This is a genomic window from Actinoplanes sp. NPDC051861 (genome assembly GCF_040681145.1).
Taxonomy (GTDB): domain Bacteria; phylum Actinomycetota; class Actinomycetes; order Mycobacteriales; family Micromonosporaceae; genus Actinoplanes.
Genome location: NZ_JBFAYE010000003.1, coordinates 279668 through 297246 on the forward strand (window position 1 = coordinate 279668; position 17579 = coordinate 297246).

The window sequence follows — 17579 nt, forward strand, 5'->3', positions numbered from 1 at the left end:
GGGCGGCCTACGGTGTCTGTCATGGACTATCGCCGTACCTACCGATCCGCTGCCATCGCTTTCGCCGACCTGGTGTCGCGGATCCCGCCGGATCGCCTGGACGGACCCGGCCTTGGCGACTGGACGTTGCGGGACCTGCTCGGGCACACCGCCAGTTCGGCGCTGCGCCAGGTGCCGGTCGTCCTCGGCCAGCAGGCGCCGATGCTGCTGGTCCCCACACCGGAGGGCTACTTCGCCGCGGTGCGCAGCGCGCCGCCCGCGCTGGTCGAGGCCGCGGTGGCCGCCTCGACCGACGACGCGCGGGACACCGGTAAGAACCTCGGTGATCAGCCCGCCCAGGTGATCAGCGGGCTGATCGGGCAGGCGACGTCGGCGCTGGCGGTCGCCGGTGACGACGACCTCGTGGCCACGCCGGCGGGCGGGATGCGGGTCCGTGACTGGCTGCCGACCCGAACGTTCGAGCTGGTCGTGCACGGTTCGGACGCGGCGCGGGCGGCGGGCGTGCCGATCGACCTCGGCCCGGAGGCGGTGTCCGAGGCGGTGGCGCTCGCGGCGCGCATCGCGGCCGCGGTGGGAGACGGCCTGCCCGCGCTGCGCGCGCTGACAGGCCGAGGTTCCCTGCCGTCCGGCTTCTCGGTGGTCTAGCCGGCTTGGGTACGGGTCATCGTCGTCGTGTAGCCACCGCCCGGGAAGACCCATCCGCCGGTGACGGTGGCGCCGTCCGGGCTGATGGTGCCCTGATAGCGGGCCGGGCTCCCTTTCGCGCCGCCCCAGATCGTGAGCGTGTCCCCCTCGATCTCGTAGACGTAGTCGAGGGTGTTGCCCAGCGTGTCGTAGAACCTCGACACCATGTCCGCACCGGCCGGCTCGCCGAACGGCCGCAGGTGCCCGATCACCTCCAGCCCGGAGATCCGCCGGCCGTCGTGCACGATCTCGACGTGCTGGAGCAGGAAGAACCCGCCCTCCATCCATTCGTACCGGACGACCCCCTCGGCCTCGCCGGTGACCTTCCACGTGCCGGTCAGGCGGTCCAGCGCTCGCATGTCGTTCATTTGTCCTCCTCGTCGGTGGGTGCCTGCCGCTACCTCGGGGGCGGGCCGCCGTTCTCGACATCGCCAAGGTGTGACCTGTGTCACTCAAGTGACGAGAGTGAGTGTCGTAGCGTCCGGATGTGAAATATCTACTGCTCGGCTACACGCCCGTCGCGGCATGGGACACCGCCGGCTCCGGAATGGACTCGGCCGAGGCGCTGACGGCCTTCGCGGCCTATCAGGAGCTCGAGCGCGAGCTGACCGAGTCCGGTGAGTTCGTGACCAGCGAGGGCCTGGGCCACCCCGCGGTCAGCACCACGGTCCGCCGGAGCGAGGCCGGAGTGGCGGCGACGGACGGGCCGTTCGCCGAGCTCAAGGAGGTCCTGGCGAGCTTCGCGGTGATCGACGTGGCCGGGCACGAGCGGGCCGTCGAGATCGCCTCGCGGATCGTCGCGGTGCTGGGCGAGCCGATCGAGATCCGGCCGATCCTCTGCGCGGACCTCGCCGATTGAACCGGGAGGCCGAGCAGCTGTTGCGCGCCGAGGCGCCGCAGGTACTCGGCGCGCTGGTACGCCGCTTCGGCCGTTTCGACGTGGCGGAGGACGCGGTCCAGGAGGCGCTGCTGGCGGCGAGCCGGGCGTGGACGGCCGACGGGGTACCGGACGATCCGCGCAGCTGGCTCATCCGCGTCGCGTACCGAAGGATGGTCGACCTGCTCCGCGCGGAGCAGGCCCGCCGGCGCCGTGAGCAGGTCGCCGCGTCCGCCATCGCCGCATCCGCCGGCGCCGCGCCCGCCTCGGCGGCGACCGACGACAGCCTCGACCTGTTGCTGCTCTGCTGCCATCCCGCACTCAGCGCGACATCCCAGGTCGCCCTGACGTTGCGAGCGGTGGGCGGTCTGACCACGGCGGAGATCGCGCACGCTCACGGCACGAGCGAAAGCACCATGGGTACGCGGATCAGCCGCGCGAAACAGCAGTTGTCCAGTGCCGGCGCGCGCTTCACACCGCCCACCGGAGCCGACCGGGCCGAGCGGATCGACGCCGTCATGCGCGTGCTCTACCTGATCTTCAACGAGGGTTACACGGCGTCCGCCGGCGCCGACCTGGTCCGCGTCGACCTCACCGCCGAGGCGATCCGGCTCACCCGGATGCTGCACGAGCTGACCCCGCAGGACGGCGAGGTGGCCGGGCTGCTGGCGCTGATGCTGCTCACCGAGGCGCGCCGGCCGGCCCGTACCGGCGACGGCGACCTGGTGCCGCTGGAGGAGCAGGACCGGGCGCTCTGGGACCGCCGCCTGATCGTCGAGGGCACCGTGCTGCTGGACAGCGTCTGGCCGCTGGGCCGCGCCGGCGTGTACCAGCTGCAGGCGGCCATCGCCGCGGTGCACGCGGCCGCGCCGGACGCCGTGAGCACGGACTGGGCGCAGATCGCCCTGCTGTACCTCTGGCTCGAACGCCTCTCACCGAGCGCCCCGGTGCGGCTGAGCCGGGTGGTTGCGGTGGCCCGTGCGTACGGTCCGGAGCGTGGCCTGGCACTCCTCGACGAGGCGAACCGGCAGTACCGCCTGGACGAGGACCCGCTGACCCGGCACCGGGAGCGGGCGGTCCGCGCCCACCTCCTCGAGGAGACCGGCAACCCGGCGGGAGCGGCCCGGCTGTACCGGGAGGCGGCCGAGCTGGCCGGTAACGAGGTCGAGCGGCGTTACCTGCGCGAGCGGGCACGCCGCCTTTCCACCCTGCGGCCGCTTGGGCAGGATGGCGCCCATGACAACTGATCTTCCCGCTGCCGTCCGGACCGCCGTTGACGCCGCCAACGCCAACGACACCGCGGCGTTCCTGGCCTGCTTCCCCGCCGACGGGGTGGTGGACGACTGGGGCCGCGAGTTCCACGGCCACGACGCGATCCGCGGGTGGAGCGACAGCGAGTTCATCGGCGCCCGGGTCAGCCTGCGGGTGACCGGGGTGGCCGTCCAGGACGCCGACGTGGTGGTCACCGCCCAGGTCGGCGGCGACGGCTTCAACGGCCCGTCCCACTTCACCTTCCACGTGGCCGGCGACCGCGTCACCCGGATGACGATCCGCGCATGAGGCTGCCGCGCTTCCTGCTCGCGGGCGTACTCCTGTTCGCCGCCGTCCTGCTGCTCACCGCCCTGTTCGCTCAGCCGCCCTTCCACCACGCCGGCGCGGTGGCCTTCGCGGTGTTCACGCCCCTGTGGCTGACCGTCACCGTGGTGAACGCGGCACTCGGGGTCTTCTCGGCGGGTTACCGCCCTCGTGAGGAGGCGCTCGTGGCGCTCCCGGTGTTCGGGGTGCCGGCCCTCGTCGCGGGCCTCGCGTGGTGGTTCGCGGGCGACCGCCTGATCACCTCGGCGCGCCTGCCGTTCCTGCTCCTGGCCGGCGTGTGCCTCTGGGCCGCGATCGCCCTCCTCGCCGCCCTGATGGTCCCCTCCGGCGCACTCCACTTCGCCGCGGCCGTCTTCGTGCCGCTCTGGACGATGCTGATGATCGCCAACCTGCTGATCGGTGTCGTGGTCGCCGACTATTCCGTTGCCGAGGAACTGCCGATCCTGTTCCTCAACCTCGTCCCACCACTCCTGCCGGCCCTGGCAGCACCCACCCTGACCCGCCGCCTCCCCACCCGCCGCTCCTGACCGCCCTCCCTCGTCGCCCCGTCGGGATCTTGGGCGTGGAGGCCGGTGCGGGGCGGCTCTCGCGCCCAAGGTCTCCGAGCGTTGCGGGATCTTGGGCGCGAGAGCCGGAGGGGGCGATCAGAGGATCTGGCCGGCCAGCGGCAGGGGGTTGCCGAAGCGGTGGGCGGTGATGCTGATCGCCTGTTCGCGGAGGAAGGGGAGCAGTTCCACCCGACCGGCCTCGGTGACCGGGCCGTCCCAGATCGCCAGGTCGGGACGGCCGCCGGTGGCCTCGGCGAGGGACGTCGCGTCGCCGCCGATCAGCCGGACGCGCCCCGCTTCCAGGCCCTTCGCGAACATCACGTCGTCCTCGACCACATGCGCGCCGATCCACGACGGCAGCGCGGACGCCGAACTCACGCGCATCTCGGCGCCCGCGAGCGTGCCGGCGGCGAGAACGCGCACCAGGTCCACGAAAGAACCGCCGTCAGCGAGGCGAATCGTGACCGGCGTGGGGACGTAACGGAGAACATTGCGCTCGGCCTCGAGAGCGGAGACGTCCGACGGCGCGAGGGGGAAGGCGGCGTCGGAGCGGGCGGCGCGTTCCAAGGTCGCCAGCTGGGACGGGGACAGTTCGGTGCGGGCGCGATCGAGGAGCGCGCGGACACCGGGGTGGGCGATCTCGGTCGTGGCGGTGGACGGGCGCGACTCCCAGGCGGTGAGGCCGACCAGGTAGTTCGGGCCGCCCGCCTTGGTGCCGGGGCCGACCGCCGAGCGCTTCCAGCCGCCGAACGGCTGGCGCCGCACGATGGCGCCGGTGATGCCGCGGTTGACGTAGAGGTTGCCCGCCTGGACGCGGTCCAGCCACGTGCGGATCTCGGCGTCGTCGAGCGAGTGCAGGCCCGAGGTGAGGCCGAAGTCGACGTCGTTGACCAGGTCGATCGCCTCGTCCAGGGTGTCCGCGGTCATGATGCCGAGGATCGGGCCGAAGTACTCGGTGCGGTGATACGCCGACCCGCGCCGCACACCGTCGCGCACACCGGGGCTCCACAGCTTGCCGGAGTCGTCGAGCCTGCGGGGTTCGAGCAGCCAGCGCTCGCCGGCGCCGAGCTCGGTGAGGCCGTCGAGCAGCTTCCCGGCGGCGGCTTCGACCAGCGGGCCGATCTGGGCGCGCGGGTTGGCCGGGTAGCCGACCTCCAGCGACGAGACCGCGTCGAGCAGCTGGGTGCGGAACCGGCTGGAGCGCGCGACGCTGCCGACGAGCACCACCAGCGAGGCGGCCGAGCACTTCTGGCCGGCGTGACCGAAAGCGGACGAGACCACGTCCTTGACGGCCAGGTCCAGGTCGGCGCTCGGCGTCACGATGACGGCGTTCTTGCCGCTGGTCTCGGCCAGCAGCGGCAGGTCGGTGCGGAACGAGCGGAACAGCTCGGCGGTCTCGTACGCCCCGGTCAGGATCACCCGGTCGACGAGCGGGTGCGCGATCAGCTCACGGCCGAGCGTTCCCTCGTCGACCTGGACCAGGGTGACCAGGTCGGGGTCGGCGCCCGCGGCGGAGAGCGCGTCGCGCAGGATGCCGGCCAGGACGGTGCCGCAGCGCTCGGCCGGTCCGGCCGGCTTGAGCACGACGCTGGACCCGGCGGCGAGCGCGGACAGGACCGAGCCGGCCGGGATAGCGACCGGGAAGTTCCACGGCGGCGTGACCAGCGTCAGGCGGGCCGGAACCGGCTTGGCACCGTCGGTCTCCGCCAGTTCGGCAGCGAGTTCCGCGTAGTAGTGCGCGAAGTCGACGGCTTCGGAGACCTCGGGATCCGCCTGATCCACGGTTTTGCCCGCTTCGGCGGCCATCACCTCGAGAAGCGTGTCCCGGTGCGCCTCCAGGGCCTCGCCGACGCGGTGCAGCACGGCACGGCGGTCGGCGGCGCCCCAGTGTGCGGTCGCGGCCTTCTCCAGGGCCTCGTCGAGGTGCTCGCGGTCGGTGATCCGGCGGACGGCCAGGCCGAGTGCCGAGGTCTCGACACGGCCCAGGAGTGTGCGGATCCGGTCACGGTTGACCGTCACCGCGGGGTCGGTGTCCGGGGTGTTGTGGAACTCGCCCACGCGCGACTGCGGAACCGCGGCGAAACGGTCGGCGACGCGGTTCGGCTTCTGCGCGTTTTCGTCGACTTCCGCGAGCGAGTTCAGGAACCGCTGCTTCTCGCGCTCGAACAGAGCCTCGTTCGCGTGCAGGTCGAAGACGGCGGACATGAAGTTGTCACTGGACGCGCCCTCTTCGAGGCGGCGGATCAGGTAGGCGATGGCGACGTCGAACTGCTCCGGGCGTACCACCGGGGTGTAGAGCAACAACCCGCCCACCTCGCGGCGGACCGCCTCGGCCTGGCCCTCGGCCATGCCGAGGAGCATCTCGAACTCGATGCCGGCGCGCACGTCGCGCTTTCCCGCCAGAATCCAGGCGTACGCGACATCGAACAGATTGTGCCCCGCCACGCCCAGCCGCACGTTGCGGATCCGGTCCGGGTGCAGCGCGTATCCGAGGACCCGCTTGTAGTTGGTGTCGGTGGCCTGCTTGGAGTCGCACGTCGCGACCGGCCAGCCGTGCAGTTCCGCCTCGACCCGCTCCATCGGCAGGTTGGCGCCCTTGACCAGGCGGACCTTGATGCCGGCCCCGCCCTTGCCGCGCCGCTTCGCGGACCACTCCTGCAGCCGGATCATGGCGCTCAGCGCGTCCGGGAGGTACGCCTGCAGGACGATGCCGGCCTCCAGATCACGCAGGTCCTCGCGGTCCAGGATCCGGGTGAAGACGGCGATCGTCAGGTCGAGGTCCTTGTACTCCTCCATGTCCAGGTTCACGAACTTGCGCGTTTTCGCCGCCTGCTGGAACAGCGGGGTGAGCTGCTCCACGATGTCGTCGACCGACTCGTCGAACGCCCACGGGTTGTGCGGCGCGACCGTCGAGGACACCTTGATCGAGACGTAGTCGACGTCGTCGCGGGCGAGCAGCCGCTCGGTGTCGGTGAGCCGGCGCTCGGCCTCCTTGCGCCCGAGGACCGCCTCGCCGAGCAGGTTGACGTTGAGCCGGACGTTCCGCTTCCGGATGCGCGCGATGGCCCTGCCGAGCTTGCGGTCGGAGGCGTCCACGATGAGGTGCCCGACCATCTGCCGCAGCGCTCGGCGGGCGATCGGCACCACCACGCCGGGCATGATCGGCGCCAGGGCGCCGCCCAGCTTCACGGCGCCGCGCAGGTGCGCGGGCAGGAACGCGGGGACGTCGGCGGCGAGCCGGTTCAGCGCGCGGGCGCTGACCCGCAGGTCCTCGGGGCGCACGACGCCGTCGACGAAGCCGACCGTGAACGGCAGGCCCTTCGGGTCGCGCAGCACGCCGGCCAGTTGAGCGGCCGAGCCGCCGACGGGAACGTCCGCAGCCTCGCGCAGCCAGCGCCGGACAAGGGCGATCGTCTCTTCGGCGATCTCAGACATCGGGATGCTCCTTCCGGTAACCGCCTCAGTGTGTAGTTGCCCTACGGATTAGGAAAAGCAACGCTTTCTGAGCAGTAATCTTCAGTTGAGCTAATGTGTGCGGGTGCTGGAGATCCGCCGCCTGATCCTGCTGCGCGAACTCGCCGTCCGCGGCACCATCGCGGCGGTCGCCGAGGCGCTCAACTTCACGCCGTCCGCGGTCAGCCAGCAGCTCAGCCAGCTGGAGCGGGAGACCGGCACGCAGCTGCTGCGCAAGGCCGGGCGCCGCGTCCAGCTCACTCCGCAGGCCGAGGTCCTGGTCGCGTCGGTGGGCGAGGTGCTCGACACCCTCGAGCGTGCCGAAGCAAGGTTGCAGGCGGCGGCCACTCGCGTTACGGGCCGGGTCCGGGTCGCGGTCTTCCAGTCCGCGGCCCTGGCGTTCATGCCGGCCACGCTGCGGGCGATGGCGTTGCGCCATCCGGATGTACGGGTGGAGATGGTCCAGCGCGAACCCGAGGAGGCGCTCCGCGAGACCTGGGCGCGCGACTTCGACATGGTGATCGCCGAGCAGTACCCGGCGCACGCCGCCCCGCACCACCCCGGCCTCGACCGCCGGGACCTGACCACCGACGCGATCCGGCTCGCCCTGCCCTCGGAGCCGCTGTCCCTGCACCCGGTCGCGTCGCTGGACGACGCCCGGCACATGCCCTGGGTGATGGAGCCGCGCGGCGCCGCCTCCCGGCACTTCGCCGAGCAGGTCTGCCGCCGGGCGGGCTTCGAGCCGGACGTCCGCTACGAGACGGCTGACCTGCAGGCGCACATGAGGCTGGTGGAGTCGGGCAACGCGGTCGCACTGATCCCGGACCTGGTGTGGGCGGGCCGGTCGACGTCGTGCCGGCTGCTGGAACTGTCCGAGAGCCCGCGCCGGACGATCTTCACGGCGCAGCGGCTGGCGGGAGCGGCGTCACCGGCGGCCCGCGCCTTCCGCGACATCCTCCAGGAGACCGTCGAGGCGTCGCCGGCCGCGGGGAGCGGTCCGTCAGGACGACAGGGCCCCGGCGATCCTTCCGGGCGCCAGCGGCCCGACGACCATGACCCGTTCACCGCCGGCGACCGCGACGCGTGACCCGTCGGGCGAGAACACCGGTGCGGCGGTCGCGGGGCCCGGCAGGTCGATCTTCATGACGTCGGACCGGGCGTCGGCCTTCAGCACGGTCAGCGTCGCGCCGTCGCAGACGGCGACGATCGGCCCGGCCGGCGACCAGGAGGCGAGCCTGCCGGGAACGCTCGAGGCCGTGCCCCGGCCATCAACCGGATAGATCACCGTACGGTCGGTGCGCCCACTGGAGATCGCGATGTGAGCGCCGTCGGCGGACAGGCGGAACCCGGGCGCTCCGATGTTCCCGAACAGCGGCCGCCGGATGGGGTCCGCGCCGATGAAGTCGTCCGCGACGATCTCGTACGCGTTCAGGTCGACGATGATCCTGCGCAGCGGCCGCCGCTTGTCGTCGGTCGCGACGACGAGCGCGGCACACCTCCCCGGCAGCGTCTGGAAGTGGAGCACGTTGTCGTAGCGCACGTGCAGCGCGATCCGCCCACGAACGTCGTGTGTCGCGGCGTCGTAGACCGACAGGTTCACCAGTTCCTTCAGCACCGAGCCGAACACGGGAGTCAGCGCCGAGTAGAGGGTCCGGACCGGGTTCTCGCGGGCCGCCTTCAGGTCGGGCCGGAATCCGGCGGTCACCAGCCAGGCCGGATCGCCGTCCTTGGTGATGTCCCAGCGCATCACGTCGTTGGCGGCGAAGTAGTGCAGGTTGCTCTTCGCCAGCCGCTTCGCCGCCGCCGTCAGGCTGGGGCCGGTGATCGTACTGCCGTGGAGGTCCACCCGATGCCAGGCGCCGACGCTGATCACGATGGCGGCGTCCCCGGTTCCGCCCGCGCCGGGCAGGACCGAGCTGAACGTCGTCGCGGTGTGCGGGAGCGGCAGGACCGGGTGAACGACACGGTCGGTGCCCGTCAGCCGCCAGGAGGTGACGTGGATGCGGGCCGGCCAGGAACGGTCCGCCGCGCGGCGGACCCAGCCCGGTCCGCCGTCGCCCTCGCTCCGCGCTCCCTGTTGCCCCACCACCGCACCTATCGTGCCGGCACCGAAACAGACGCCCAGGACGGTTCCGTCCGCCGCGAGATCGCGAACCGTCACGGGTGGCGACTCCCGCGGGACCGTCACCGTCACTGTCGCCGCTGCCGGCTCGTCGCGGCCCCACGCGCGGTTCAGGCCGAGGGCCAGGTCGAGGACCGTGGCCGTGTTCTGCTGCTCGGGCCTGGGGCGCCCGGCCGCTCGCAACCGCCGGGTGACGCCCTTGTAGATCGTCATCATGTCGAGCAGTTCCGGACCGCCGGGCTCGCCGTTGCGCAGCACATCGAGCAGGGCCCCGGTGAAAGCCGTGTACGGCTCGCCCGCCGGCGCGTGCGCGGTCCGGTTGGCGCTCGTGGACGTCAACGTGTACGAGCCGGCGACCTCGACGTCACCGCCGCTGACCGCGCCGCCCATCGCGCTGATGGCACGGCCGCTGTAGCAGCAGTCGAGCACCACCAGCCGGTTGCCCGCTCGCGCGTGTGCGAGCGTGCGGCGCACCACCTCGTACGAAAGGCTTCGCAGTCCCGGCCGTTGACTCGACGACTTCGTGGTCGCCAGAAAGAGGTCACCGACGTCGTCGACCAGGCCGTGACCGGCGAAATAGAAGAGGATGGTGTCGGCGTCGCGCTCGGCGAGATCCAGCAGGGCCTCCTCGAGGTCGGCCGGATCGCCCGGATCGCGCACGACCACGGCGTGCTCCGGCAGGATCGCGTGCTCACCCGCCGAGGTGAGCGCCTCGAGCAGCGAGCCGAGGTTTCCCGAGACGGCCGGCAGCCCCGGCAGCGACTCGTCCGCCGAGGCCGCGGCCGTCCCGGTGAGCAGCAGCCAGGTGCGCCGCGGATCAGGCAGTCGCATCGGGAGCCTGTGCCAGACCGGTCATGGCTCCCGTCCGGCGGAGAAAGTCGTCGATGTCATCGGTCTTCATGCGAGCGTCCAGCTCGACCGACCCGTCGGGTCCCTCGACGCGAATCCTGACGTTGTTCCGGGGCCCCCGGGCGGTCAGAAAAGCGCTGATGGCGCTGAGGAGCGCCGCCCCCGCACCCGCGGGACCCAGCACCGCCATGATCATCTCTGCGTCGAGGCCCATCTCCTCCTCGCGCACGACGCCGTCGAGGCGCAGCCCCGAGCCCCGCAGGTCCGGCTCGTCGCGCAGCCAGGCCAGCAGCCTGCGAACCTCCGCCGAGCTGTCACCGTCCTCGCCGAGAACCCTGATCGTCGCCTCCACACCGCCCACCTCCACTCCCCGTCCAGCGTCCTCCCGCCCGCTGCCACCCGGAATCGCCGGAGCATCCACGGCAAGGGTCGGATGCCCGACTGCCGTTCGATAGCCTCGTCGGGGTGGATCGAGATCTTGTTGCGGCGCGGAAGCTCGCCGCCGACGTGGCGGTACGGGCCGGGCGCCTGCAGATCGAGCGGCGGGACACACTGCGGGTGGGTGCGCCCAAGGCGCACGCCAACGACGTCGTGTCGGACGTCGACATCGCCAGCGAGCAGCTCATCGTGGAGGCCGTCTCGGCCGCCTGGCCGGACGACGCGATCCGGGCCGAGGAGGGCCACGGGCGGGACGGCCGGACCGGCTGGGAGTGGGTGGTCGATCCGCTGGACGGGACTCGCAACTACATCAGCCGTACCGGCCCGTGGTCGGTGTGCGTTGCGCTCTACCAGGACGGGCAGCCGCGGATGGCGGTGGTGTACGAGCCGGTCGCGGACGAGACGTTCAGCGCCGTGGACGGCGGGGGAGCGCTGCTCAACGGTTCGCCGCTCGCGGTGACGGGCGGGCCGCCGCTGGGTGAGGCCCTCGTCGGCGTGAGCTTCCAGCCGAACGTGAAGACCAAGGAGCGCGCAGGTCGGGTGGTCCGGGAACTGCTTCCGGTGGTGGGCGACATCCGGCGCATCCCGGCCGCGCTGAACCTGGTGTACCAGGCGGCCGGCCGCCTGGACGGAGGGCTGGCCCTGGACACGAAGCTGTGGGACATCGCGGCGGGGGCGCTGATCGCCCGGGAGGCGGGGGTGGTGCTGGGCGGCCGGGACGCCGGCTACTCGACGGACCTGACGGTCGGCGCCGCGCCCGGGTTGTGGCCTTCGCTGTCGGAGCTGGTGCGCGGGGTCGCCTGAGGTCCGGCGCTGCCGGTCGGGTCAGCCGGCCATCCAGGTGACGATCTGGCCGGTTGCAGCCAGCAGGTAGCCGGTGACCAGGGCGGGAGCGCGGAACGGGCGGCCGGTCGCCAGGCCGGCCAGGCCGATGAGCAGGGCCATGGCGGCGGCCGCGCCGGGGATGGGGCGGATCCAGTCCGGGCCGCTGATCGGGCAGACGACCTGCCCCGTCCCGTCGAAGCAGGCGTTGGACATCATGTGCGCGGAGTCGACGAGGCTGTAGCCGGAGAGAAAAGCCAGGATTGCGTACGCGACCAGAGCGTTGGCAACCGCGGTGGGACCGCCGTAGCGGCCGGTCGTGGACTGTCGCGGCTCGTGGTTGCGGACGACGTCGAAGAAGCGGCGGGAGGGCCCGGTGACCAGCAGGACGACGGTCGCCACCATGAGTCCCAGCGCGGTGACGGCGGCCGGGACGGCGACCAGCACGGCGACAGTGGCCCAGAAGACCAACTGGTCGAGCCGGGCGGCTGAGTCCGCGTCCGAGGAGATCACGCTGTAGCCCACCCCGACGCCGATCGTGCCGAGACCGAGTGCGCCGGCGATCAGGATCAGGGAAAGGCCCAGGCTGGTCAGGCTCTGCCAGTACGCGCTCCGGTGGCCGCGGCGCAGACCGAACGCGGTGACGGTCAGCCACCCGGCCAGGGCGAGGAGCAGTCCACCGAGGAACAGGGTCCCGGTGATCGGCCCCACGGAGAACATCCTGCTGAGCAGGACCGAAGCGGCCACGTTCAGCAGAGCGAGAACCGCGAGCAGAGCAGCCGCGGAGACTTGACACCAGAACGCGGCGGTCACCGTTCCGGGCGGCCTGTTCTGCACTGATTTATCAGGAAACACCGGGGCACGGTACCGGTCCGGACCCCGTCCCGGGGATGGCTGGTCGGCTAGATCTGGCGGATGCGGAGTGCCGCACATCACATCGATGACGGTCCTTGGGGTGCCGTGGGTGGGGGCGTCGTGGCGGCTGGCGTCGTGGTGGCGGGTGATCTCGGCCGGAGCCTTCGAAAGTGAGCATCCGGCGTGGTGGTGGGCGCCTGGGCCGTCAGGCGGCCGGTGGTCGGGAGATGCTGGTCGGATGGGGCTCTACGTTGGCTGCCATGACGCAGGCGCAGCAGGTGGCTCGGGCGGTCGCGACGGGGGTTCTCGGGCGTGATCCGGGGCCCATGACGAGGGCGGAGAGCATCTCCCACGAGGTCTTCGTGGGTGACGAGGCGGTCGTGAAGGTGATCGGGGCGGGTGAACATCCGCGGCTGGAACGGGAGATCGGGCTGGGGCCGTTCCTGCCGGCCGGGCTCACCGCGCCGCTGCTCTCCAGTGGAGTCCACTCGATCGACGGGGGAGAGGTGCGCTACGCGTGCTATGCCCGAGTGCCGGGGGCGGCTCCGGGCATGGGTCTGCCGGGCGTCGACGAGGTGACGGCGTGTTCTCTGGCGGAGCAGGCGGTGCGGCGGCTGAGTCTGCTGCACGGGTGGGTTCCGGACGGGGACGCGTCGCGGATCTTGGCGGAGCGGCTCGACCACGGCGGATTCACGGGCAGGGAGGGGCTGCTCGCCGAGATCGAGGGTGTGGCCGTCGCGGACCGGGACGGGGTCGTGTCGCCGGTTCTGCTCGACGGGCTCAGGGGGATCGGCGAGCGCGCGTCCGCGTACGCAAGCAGAGAAGTTCCTGTCCATGCGGACTGTCACTGGGGAAACTGGCTGGCGGCGGACGGGATTCTGACGGCGCTGCTGGATTTCGAGTGGGCGCGGTTCGGGGAGCCGATGGATGACTGGTTCTTCGTGATCGCGGACAGCGGTGAGCACGTGGCGGCCGTCCTGGACGTGGTCGCCGGCCTGACGTCGATCTCGCCGGAGAGGCTGCGCGCCGAGTGTGAGGTGCGGGAGGCGAGCTACGTCACCGCCGACATCCGGCTCGCGCTCACCGACCCCGGCGCGCCCGGGTGGCTGCTACCGCAACGTCTCGCGAGGCTCAACGAGCTGATCATGGAGCGCGTCTGGTGGCGCTCCGGAGCCGGTACCCGAGCCATTTGAGCAGGTGGACGGCCTGTTCGCGCTGCATGGAGCGAAGACCGGGTAACTCCGGCACTTCCGGCAGAAGCCCCTCACGCCAGGCCCGGCCGGCCAGCCCGGCGAGCGCGACGTCGACATGTTCGCCGGGAGCGTCGTGCCAGGGCGAGTCGCGCAGGAGCTGCTCCGGGTCGTGGCCGCACGCGGCGAGGTCGGGAGCCAGCCGTACCAGGTCCATCCAGCCCGGCGCCGTCCACAGGTGAGTCCAGTCGACGATCCGCAGCCGCCCGTCCGGCTGCCGGACGAAGTTGTCGCGCCGAAGATCTCCGTGATGAAGCGCGTTTCCGCCGATCAGTGCCGGAAGCCAGCGACTCTCCAGGCCGGCCAGCACGGGGATGGGGATCTCGGTGGGCAGTCCGCGGATGTGGTCGACGTCGAGCGTGGCGGGGGTGCCGTTGAGGGCCTGCCAGGTGCCGAGCAGCGGGAGGAAAGCCACGGCGTAGGGCGAGGTGCCGGCTGTCGGGCAGGGCTCCATGAGGTGGTGCATTCGCTGCATCACGGCACGAAGTGCGAACCGGTCGGCGTCAGTCCAGCGGGTTACCGGTTCACCGTCGATCACCTCGTAGGCCGCTATCCGCCAGTCCCCGATCGCGATGAAGCCGACGAGCCGTGGGCCGAGATCACCGATGTGGCCGGCCAGGAGAGCCCCCGCCTCAACCGCCCCGATCGTCGCCGCTGTCTTGCCGTCGCCGTTGATCGTCTCAACCGTGTTGATTGTCTTGCCGTCGACTGTCTTGACTGTGTTGATTGTCTTGCTGTGGCTGTCAACTGTCTCGGCTGTATCGACTGCCTTGCTGTCGCTGTTGACGGTGTTGACCGTGTTGATTGTCTTGTCGTGACTGTTGACGGTGTTGACGGCATTGATGGACTTGACGGTCTCGCCTGTCTCGCCGTGGTCGTTGTCGGTTGGCGCGGCCTTGATGAAGAGGCGCTCGCCTCCGGTGCCGATGACGACGGAGGCGATGGACCGGGTGAATCCGGCGGCTGCCGGGTGCTCGGCGTGGAGTGGGCTGCCGAGCAGTTCGGCCACGGCGGAGCGGACGGCGGCGGGTGCTTCGCTCAGGCGGGGTCGTCGGATCACAGTCGCCGCGTTCCGTGAACTGTGCTCAGCGTTTCGTGAATTGTGCTCAGCGTTTCGTGCACTTTGCTCAGCGTTTCGTGCACTTTGCTCAGCAGGGTGGGGCGACGAAGGCTGCGCGTACCCCCTCGGTGAAACGGCAACCGAAAGTCGCCGCGGCTACCTTGCGCCGGTCCAGGATGGCGTCGCCGGCGGGGCGGTGGCCGGTTCGCACCCAGCGGACCAGGTCGTCGAAGCCGCGCTGCAATTCGGCCTGGGTGAAACCGCAGTGCGCGACGTCCCGGATGGCGCGGGACACGAACAGGTGCGAGCGGTGGTTCCGGAGCGTTTCGCGGGCGTATTCCTGTTCCATCGAGAACGGTACGAACAGGTCGCCGATGCCGTGCAGCGACAGGACCGGGACGGGCGGCTTTCCGTCGATGCGCGGCACGCCGGCCAGGCCGGGATCGGCGGTGGCGGTCCGTTTGACGCGCAGCACGGTTCGGTTGAGGTTCCAGTCCGTGTGTGAGGGCCAGGCGCTGTCGGTCGAGCGGTAGAAGGCGTGCCGGTTGTCGGTCAGATTTCCGGATGCGATCCCCGCGGTGCCGCCGCTCAGGCCCGGCCAGAGGCTCTGCAGGAACGGCAGGCCGTTCTGGGAGGCGGCGTTCCAATAGGCGAAGGCCGAATCGAAGCCGGGGCGCTCACCGCCGCTGCGCCGCTCCACGACGCCGGACCAGGTCTTTCCGGCCGCGGTGCCGTTCAGCGCGGGCATGATCTGCGCAACCTGGGCCGCCCACTCCGCCGGATAGCCGGCACCGGGCTGCAGCGGGAACGAAATGGGTACGCCGGCGAGCGCGGCGGCCGTGACATTCGCGTCGAGGAAGTAGTCGAACAGTTCGGTGTCGCCGAGCACACCGCACACGGGCATCGCACCGACGAACGATTTCGGGAACTCCTCGATGGCGACGGCGGTGATGTGGCCGCCCATCGAGGCGCCGGCCATGTAGACCTGGCGGGCGGATTTGCCGGTGACCTTTCGGAACAGGGCGATGAGGGCGTGGGAGTCGCGTACTCCCTGGCCCACGTCATAACCATTCGTCGCGTAGGAGGAGGAGGTCCAGGCGAACCCGTTCGCGATGAAGTGCGCCCGGAGCGACGGGGACTCGGTCCAGACCGTCCTGCCGGTTCCGCGATATCCGTGGGCCCAGACCACGAGACGGCCGTTCCAATTGCCGGGCACCTCGATCCGGTAGGCGGCGCCGTCCCGGATTCCGGTGTGCGTCTGGGCGTCGGGCAGTGCCTCGAAAGGCTTTCCGTCGATGTCGCAGTCCGGGTCGGCCACCAGGTAACCGTCCAGGCCGGGGGTCGGTGCGGAGCAGACTGCGGCGGCTTGAGCGGGGATCGCGGGCGCGAAGAGAAGGAGCGCGGAAGCAAGGACCAGGGCACGGCGAACGATCATGACGTTACCTCCCGGTAACATCCAATGTGGCCTGTGCGGTTGTGTCAAGGTCGCGTGTACGGCAATGCCGAAGCCCGGGTGTGGATCGTGTTTTCAGGAGAACGGGCCTCGGAGGGCGGCCCACTGGAGCAGCATGATGGTTTTGGCGTCCGCGATCTCGCCGGTTTCGATTGCTTTGAGCGCGGTGGCGAACGGCAGCTCCACGGCCTCGATGTCCTCGCCGTCGGACTCCAGGCCGCCGCCTGCGCCGGTCCGCGACCCTGAGCTGTAGGGAGCGGCGAAGCAGTGCAGCCGCTCGGTCACCGAACCCGGGCTCATCCAGACGTTGAACACCGGCCGCAACTCTCCGATGTCGACGCCCAGCTCCTCGGCTGCCTCCCGCCGGATCGCCGCCGCGGGGTCGTCGCCGTCGAGCAGGCCGGCGGCGGTCTCGACGAACATCCCGTCGGGGTGCCCGTTCACATAGACCGGGAAGCGGAACTGCCTGGTGAGCAGGACGGTCGCACGCGCCGGATCGTAGAGCAGCACGGTCGCGCCGTCGCCGCGGTCATAGGTCTCCCGCTGCTCCCTGGTCCAGCTGCCGTCCCGCCGCTGGAAGTCGTAGGTGGTCCGCCGCAACACGTGCCAGGCGGTCGCCAGCAGCTCCACATCGCGCACGATCACGGACGGGTTGCCGCTGAGGTCCCGCCCCACCTGATCGAGGCCGGTGCGGCCACGGGCGTCGGGGACGTCGATGCCGGGTGTGTTCGTCACGAGGGGGAACCTACACTGGGAAACACGTAAGAGTCGACAATAATAAGGAGAATCACGTAATGTTGGCGGCGGAGCGGCGCGACTTCCTCCTGGCCCGTCTCGAGAGCGACGGCAAGCTCGTCGCCAAGGAGATCGCCTGGGAACTCGGCGTCGCCGAGGACAACATCCGGCGCGACCTGCGGGAGCTCGCCGCTGCAGGTCTCTGCCAGCGCGTTTACGGCGGTGCGCTGCCAGTGTCACCGGCGGTCGCGGATTACGCGACCCGGACCACTGTGTCGCCGTCCAGCAAGGCGCGCGTCGCGACCGCTGCGGTCGCGCTGATCCGGCCCGGAAGCACTGTCCTGCTCGATGGTGGCACGACGGCGCTCGCGGTCACTGCCGCGCTACCCAGGGATCTGGTCGCCACGATCGTGACGCACAGTCCCACGGTTGCGGCCGCGCTGGTCGAGCATCCGTCCGTCGATGTCTATGTGCTTGGCGGCCGCCTTTTCAAGCACAGCGCTGTGACCTGTGGGGCCGCGACGGCCGAGGCGGTCCAGCGGATCAGTGCGGATCTTTTTCTCATGGGAGTGACGGGGGTGCATGCTGAGGCCGGCCTGACCACGGGGGATGCCGACGAGGCCGCGATGAAGCGCACTTTCGCCGGGCGGGCGGCTGACACCTACGTCCTGGCCAGCAGCGAGAAGATCGGCGCGGCCTCACCGTTCGTGGTGTTGCCGTCGAACGCTGTCGGCGGCGTGATCACGGACGCGCCGGGCGACCATCCGACGATGCGCTCCCTGCGAAGGGCCGGCGTCACGATCATCCCGGCCTGAACGCGGGAAAGCCGACAGAAAC

Annotated in this window: 17 protein-coding genes; 9 read left to right on the forward strand and 8 right to left on the reverse strand. The window is 71.0% G+C overall.

The window, feature by feature from the left end; translation table 11 throughout:
- Positions 1-21 precede the first annotated feature (21 nt).
- On the forward strand, positions 22-645 hold the full coding sequence (locus AB0M02_RS12120; protein ID WP_364225006.1) for a maleylpyruvate isomerase family mycothiol-dependent enzyme: 624 nt from the start codon (positions 22-24) through the stop codon (positions 643-645).
- Here the strand turns inward: AB0M02_RS12120 and AB0M02_RS12125 are convergent.
- Positions 642-1052, reverse strand: a complete 411-nt coding sequence (locus AB0M02_RS12125; RefSeq protein ID WP_364225008.1) for a hypothetical protein — start codon at positions 1050-1052, stop codon at positions 642-644. The two genes, AB0M02_RS12120 and AB0M02_RS12125, sit on opposite strands and share 4 nt — an antisense overlap.
- A 119-nt stretch (positions 1053-1171) precedes the next feature.
- Here AB0M02_RS12125 and AB0M02_RS12130 point away from each other — a divergent pair, with 119 nt between their 5' ends.
- The 4 genes from AB0M02_RS12130 to AB0M02_RS12145 are packed head-to-tail and all read left to right on the forward strand — an operon-like array spanning position 1172 to position 3684.
- Positions 1172-1543: a YciI family protein gene (locus tag AB0M02_RS12130; protein WP_364225010.1), complete on the forward strand. Its 372-nt coding sequence runs from the start codon at positions 1172-1174 to the stop codon at positions 1541-1543.
- Positions 1540-2808, forward strand: a complete 1269-nt coding sequence (locus AB0M02_RS12135; protein ID WP_364225012.1) for a sigma-70 family RNA polymerase sigma factor — start codon at positions 1540-1542, stop codon at positions 2806-2808. The genes AB0M02_RS12130 and AB0M02_RS12135 overlap by 4 nt, the downstream gene beginning before the upstream one ends.
- Complete coding sequence (locus AB0M02_RS12140) at positions 2798-3121, forward strand: nuclear transport factor 2 family protein (RefSeq protein WP_364225014.1); 324 nt, start codon at positions 2798-2800, stop codon at positions 3119-3121. Before AB0M02_RS12135 ends, AB0M02_RS12140 begins: the two co-directional genes overlap by 11 nt.
- Positions 3118-3684: a hypothetical protein gene (locus AB0M02_RS12145; RefSeq protein ID WP_364225016.1), complete on the forward strand. Its 567-nt coding sequence runs from the start codon at positions 3118-3120 to the stop codon at positions 3682-3684. The genes AB0M02_RS12140 and AB0M02_RS12145 overlap by 4 nt, the downstream gene beginning before the upstream one ends.
- 117 nt (positions 3685-3801) lie before the next feature.
- Here AB0M02_RS12145 and AB0M02_RS12150 read toward each other — a convergent pair whose 3' ends face one another.
- On the reverse strand, positions 3802-7140 hold the full coding sequence (locus tag AB0M02_RS12150; RefSeq protein WP_364225018.1) for a bifunctional proline dehydrogenase/L-glutamate gamma-semialdehyde dehydrogenase: 3339 nt from the start codon (positions 7138-7140) through the stop codon (positions 3802-3804).
- Between the two features lie 103 nt (positions 7141-7243).
- On the opposite strand from AB0M02_RS12150, the gene AB0M02_RS12155 reads away from it, so the two are divergent.
- A complete protein-coding gene (locus AB0M02_RS12155; RefSeq protein ID WP_364225020.1) occupies positions 7244-8245 on the forward strand; it encodes a LysR family transcriptional regulator in 1002 nt (333 codons plus the stop codon).
- Here the strand turns inward: AB0M02_RS12155 and AB0M02_RS12160 are convergent.
- Together AB0M02_RS12160 and AB0M02_RS12165 are read right to left on the reverse strand one after the other, a co-directional pair.
- Positions 8159-10111: a caspase family protein gene (locus AB0M02_RS12160; RefSeq protein WP_364225022.1), complete on the reverse strand. Its 1953-nt coding sequence runs from the start codon at positions 10109-10111 to the stop codon at positions 8159-8161. The genes AB0M02_RS12155 and AB0M02_RS12160 overlap by 87 nt on opposite strands.
- Positions 10098-10481 (reverse strand): hypothetical protein, encoded by a 384-nt coding sequence (locus AB0M02_RS12165; protein ID WP_364225024.1) that lies wholly within the window; start codon positions 10479-10481, stop codon positions 10098-10100. Before AB0M02_RS12165 ends, AB0M02_RS12160 begins: the two co-directional genes overlap by 14 nt.
- A gap of 113 nt (positions 10482-10594) precedes the next feature.
- On the opposite strand from AB0M02_RS12165, the gene AB0M02_RS12170 reads away from it, so the two are divergent.
- Positions 10595-11371 (forward strand): inositol monophosphatase family protein, encoded by a 777-nt coding sequence (locus AB0M02_RS12170; protein ID WP_364225026.1) that lies wholly within the window; start codon positions 10595-10597, stop codon positions 11369-11371.
- Between the two features lie 21 nt (positions 11372-11392).
- On the opposite strand, the gene AB0M02_RS12175 is transcribed toward AB0M02_RS12170, so the two are convergent.
- Entirely contained in the window at positions 11393-12226 is an 834-nt protein-coding gene (locus tag AB0M02_RS12175; protein ID WP_364225028.1) for a hypothetical protein, read from the reverse strand.
- 278 nt (positions 12227-12504) lie between these two features.
- On the opposite strand from AB0M02_RS12175, the gene AB0M02_RS12180 reads away from it, so the two are divergent.
- The gene (locus tag AB0M02_RS12180) at positions 12505-13437 is read left to right on the forward strand and encodes a phosphotransferase (protein ID WP_364225030.1); all 933 of its coding nucleotides are present in this window, start codon (positions 12505-12507) and stop codon (positions 13435-13437) included.
- Here AB0M02_RS12180 and AB0M02_RS12185 read toward each other — a convergent pair.
- The 3 genes from AB0M02_RS12185 to AB0M02_RS12195 all read right to left on the reverse strand — a co-directional run bounded on the left by AB0M02_RS12185 (position 13388) and on the right by AB0M02_RS12195 (position 16742).
- Positions 13388-14554: an aminoglycoside phosphotransferase gene (locus AB0M02_RS12185; RefSeq protein ID WP_364225032.1), complete on the reverse strand. Its 1167-nt coding sequence runs from the start codon at positions 14552-14554 to the stop codon at positions 13388-13390. The two genes, AB0M02_RS12180 and AB0M02_RS12185, sit on opposite strands and share 50 nt — an antisense overlap.
- 88 nt (positions 14555-14642) lie before the next feature.
- On the reverse strand, positions 14643-15989 hold the full coding sequence (locus AB0M02_RS12190; protein WP_364225034.1) for a phthalyl amidase: 1347 nt from the start codon (positions 15987-15989) through the stop codon (positions 14643-14645).
- Between the two features lie 93 nt (positions 15990-16082).
- Positions 16083-16742 (reverse strand): NUDIX domain-containing protein, encoded by a 660-nt coding sequence (locus tag AB0M02_RS12195; RefSeq protein WP_364225036.1) that lies wholly within the window; start codon positions 16740-16742, stop codon positions 16083-16085.
- Between the two features lie 59 nt (positions 16743-16801).
- On the opposite strand from AB0M02_RS12195, the gene AB0M02_RS12200 reads away from it, so the two are divergent.
- On the forward strand, positions 16802-17557 hold the full coding sequence (locus AB0M02_RS12200) for a DeoR/GlpR family DNA-binding transcription regulator (RefSeq protein ID WP_364225038.1): 756 nt from the start codon (positions 16802-16804) through the stop codon (positions 17555-17557).
- The last annotated feature ends 22 nt before the right edge of the window (positions 17558-17579 follow it).

Bases quoted from the DNA above. Each gene is read 5' to 3' on its own strand.
- AB0M02_RS12120 (WP_364225006.1), top strand. From the start codon at position 22: ATGGACTATCGCCGTACCTACCGATCCGCTGCCATCGCTTTCGCCGAC.
- AB0M02_RS12125 (WP_364225008.1), bottom strand. From the start codon at position 1,052: ATGAACGACATGCGAGCGCTGGACCGCCTGACCGGCACGTGGAAGGTC.
- AB0M02_RS12140 (WP_364225014.1), top strand. From the start codon at position 2,798: ATGACAACTGATCTTCCCGCTGCCGTCCGGACCGCCGTTGACGCCGCC.
- AB0M02_RS12145 (WP_364225016.1), top strand. From the start codon at position 3,118: ATGAGGCTGCCGCGCTTCCTGCTCGCGGGCGTACTCCTGTTCGCCGCC.
- AB0M02_RS12150 (WP_364225018.1), bottom strand. From the start codon at position 7,140: ATGTCTGAGATCGCCGAAGAGACGATCGCCCTTGTCCGGCGCTGGCTG.
- AB0M02_RS12160 (WP_364225022.1), bottom strand. From the start codon at position 10,111: ATGCGACTGCCTGATCCGCGGCGCACCTGGCTGCTGCTCACCGGGACG.
- AB0M02_RS12180 (WP_364225030.1), top strand. From the start codon at position 12,505: ATGACGCAGGCGCAGCAGGTGGCTCGGGCGGTCGCGACGGGGGTTCTC.
- AB0M02_RS12190 (WP_364225034.1), bottom strand. From the start codon at position 15,989: ATGATCGTTCGCCGTGCCCTGGTCCTTGCTTCCGCGCTCCTTCTCTTC.
- AB0M02_RS12200 (WP_364225038.1), top strand. From the start codon at position 16,802: ATGTTGGCGGCGGAGCGGCGCGACTTCCTCCTGGCCCGTCTCGAGAGC.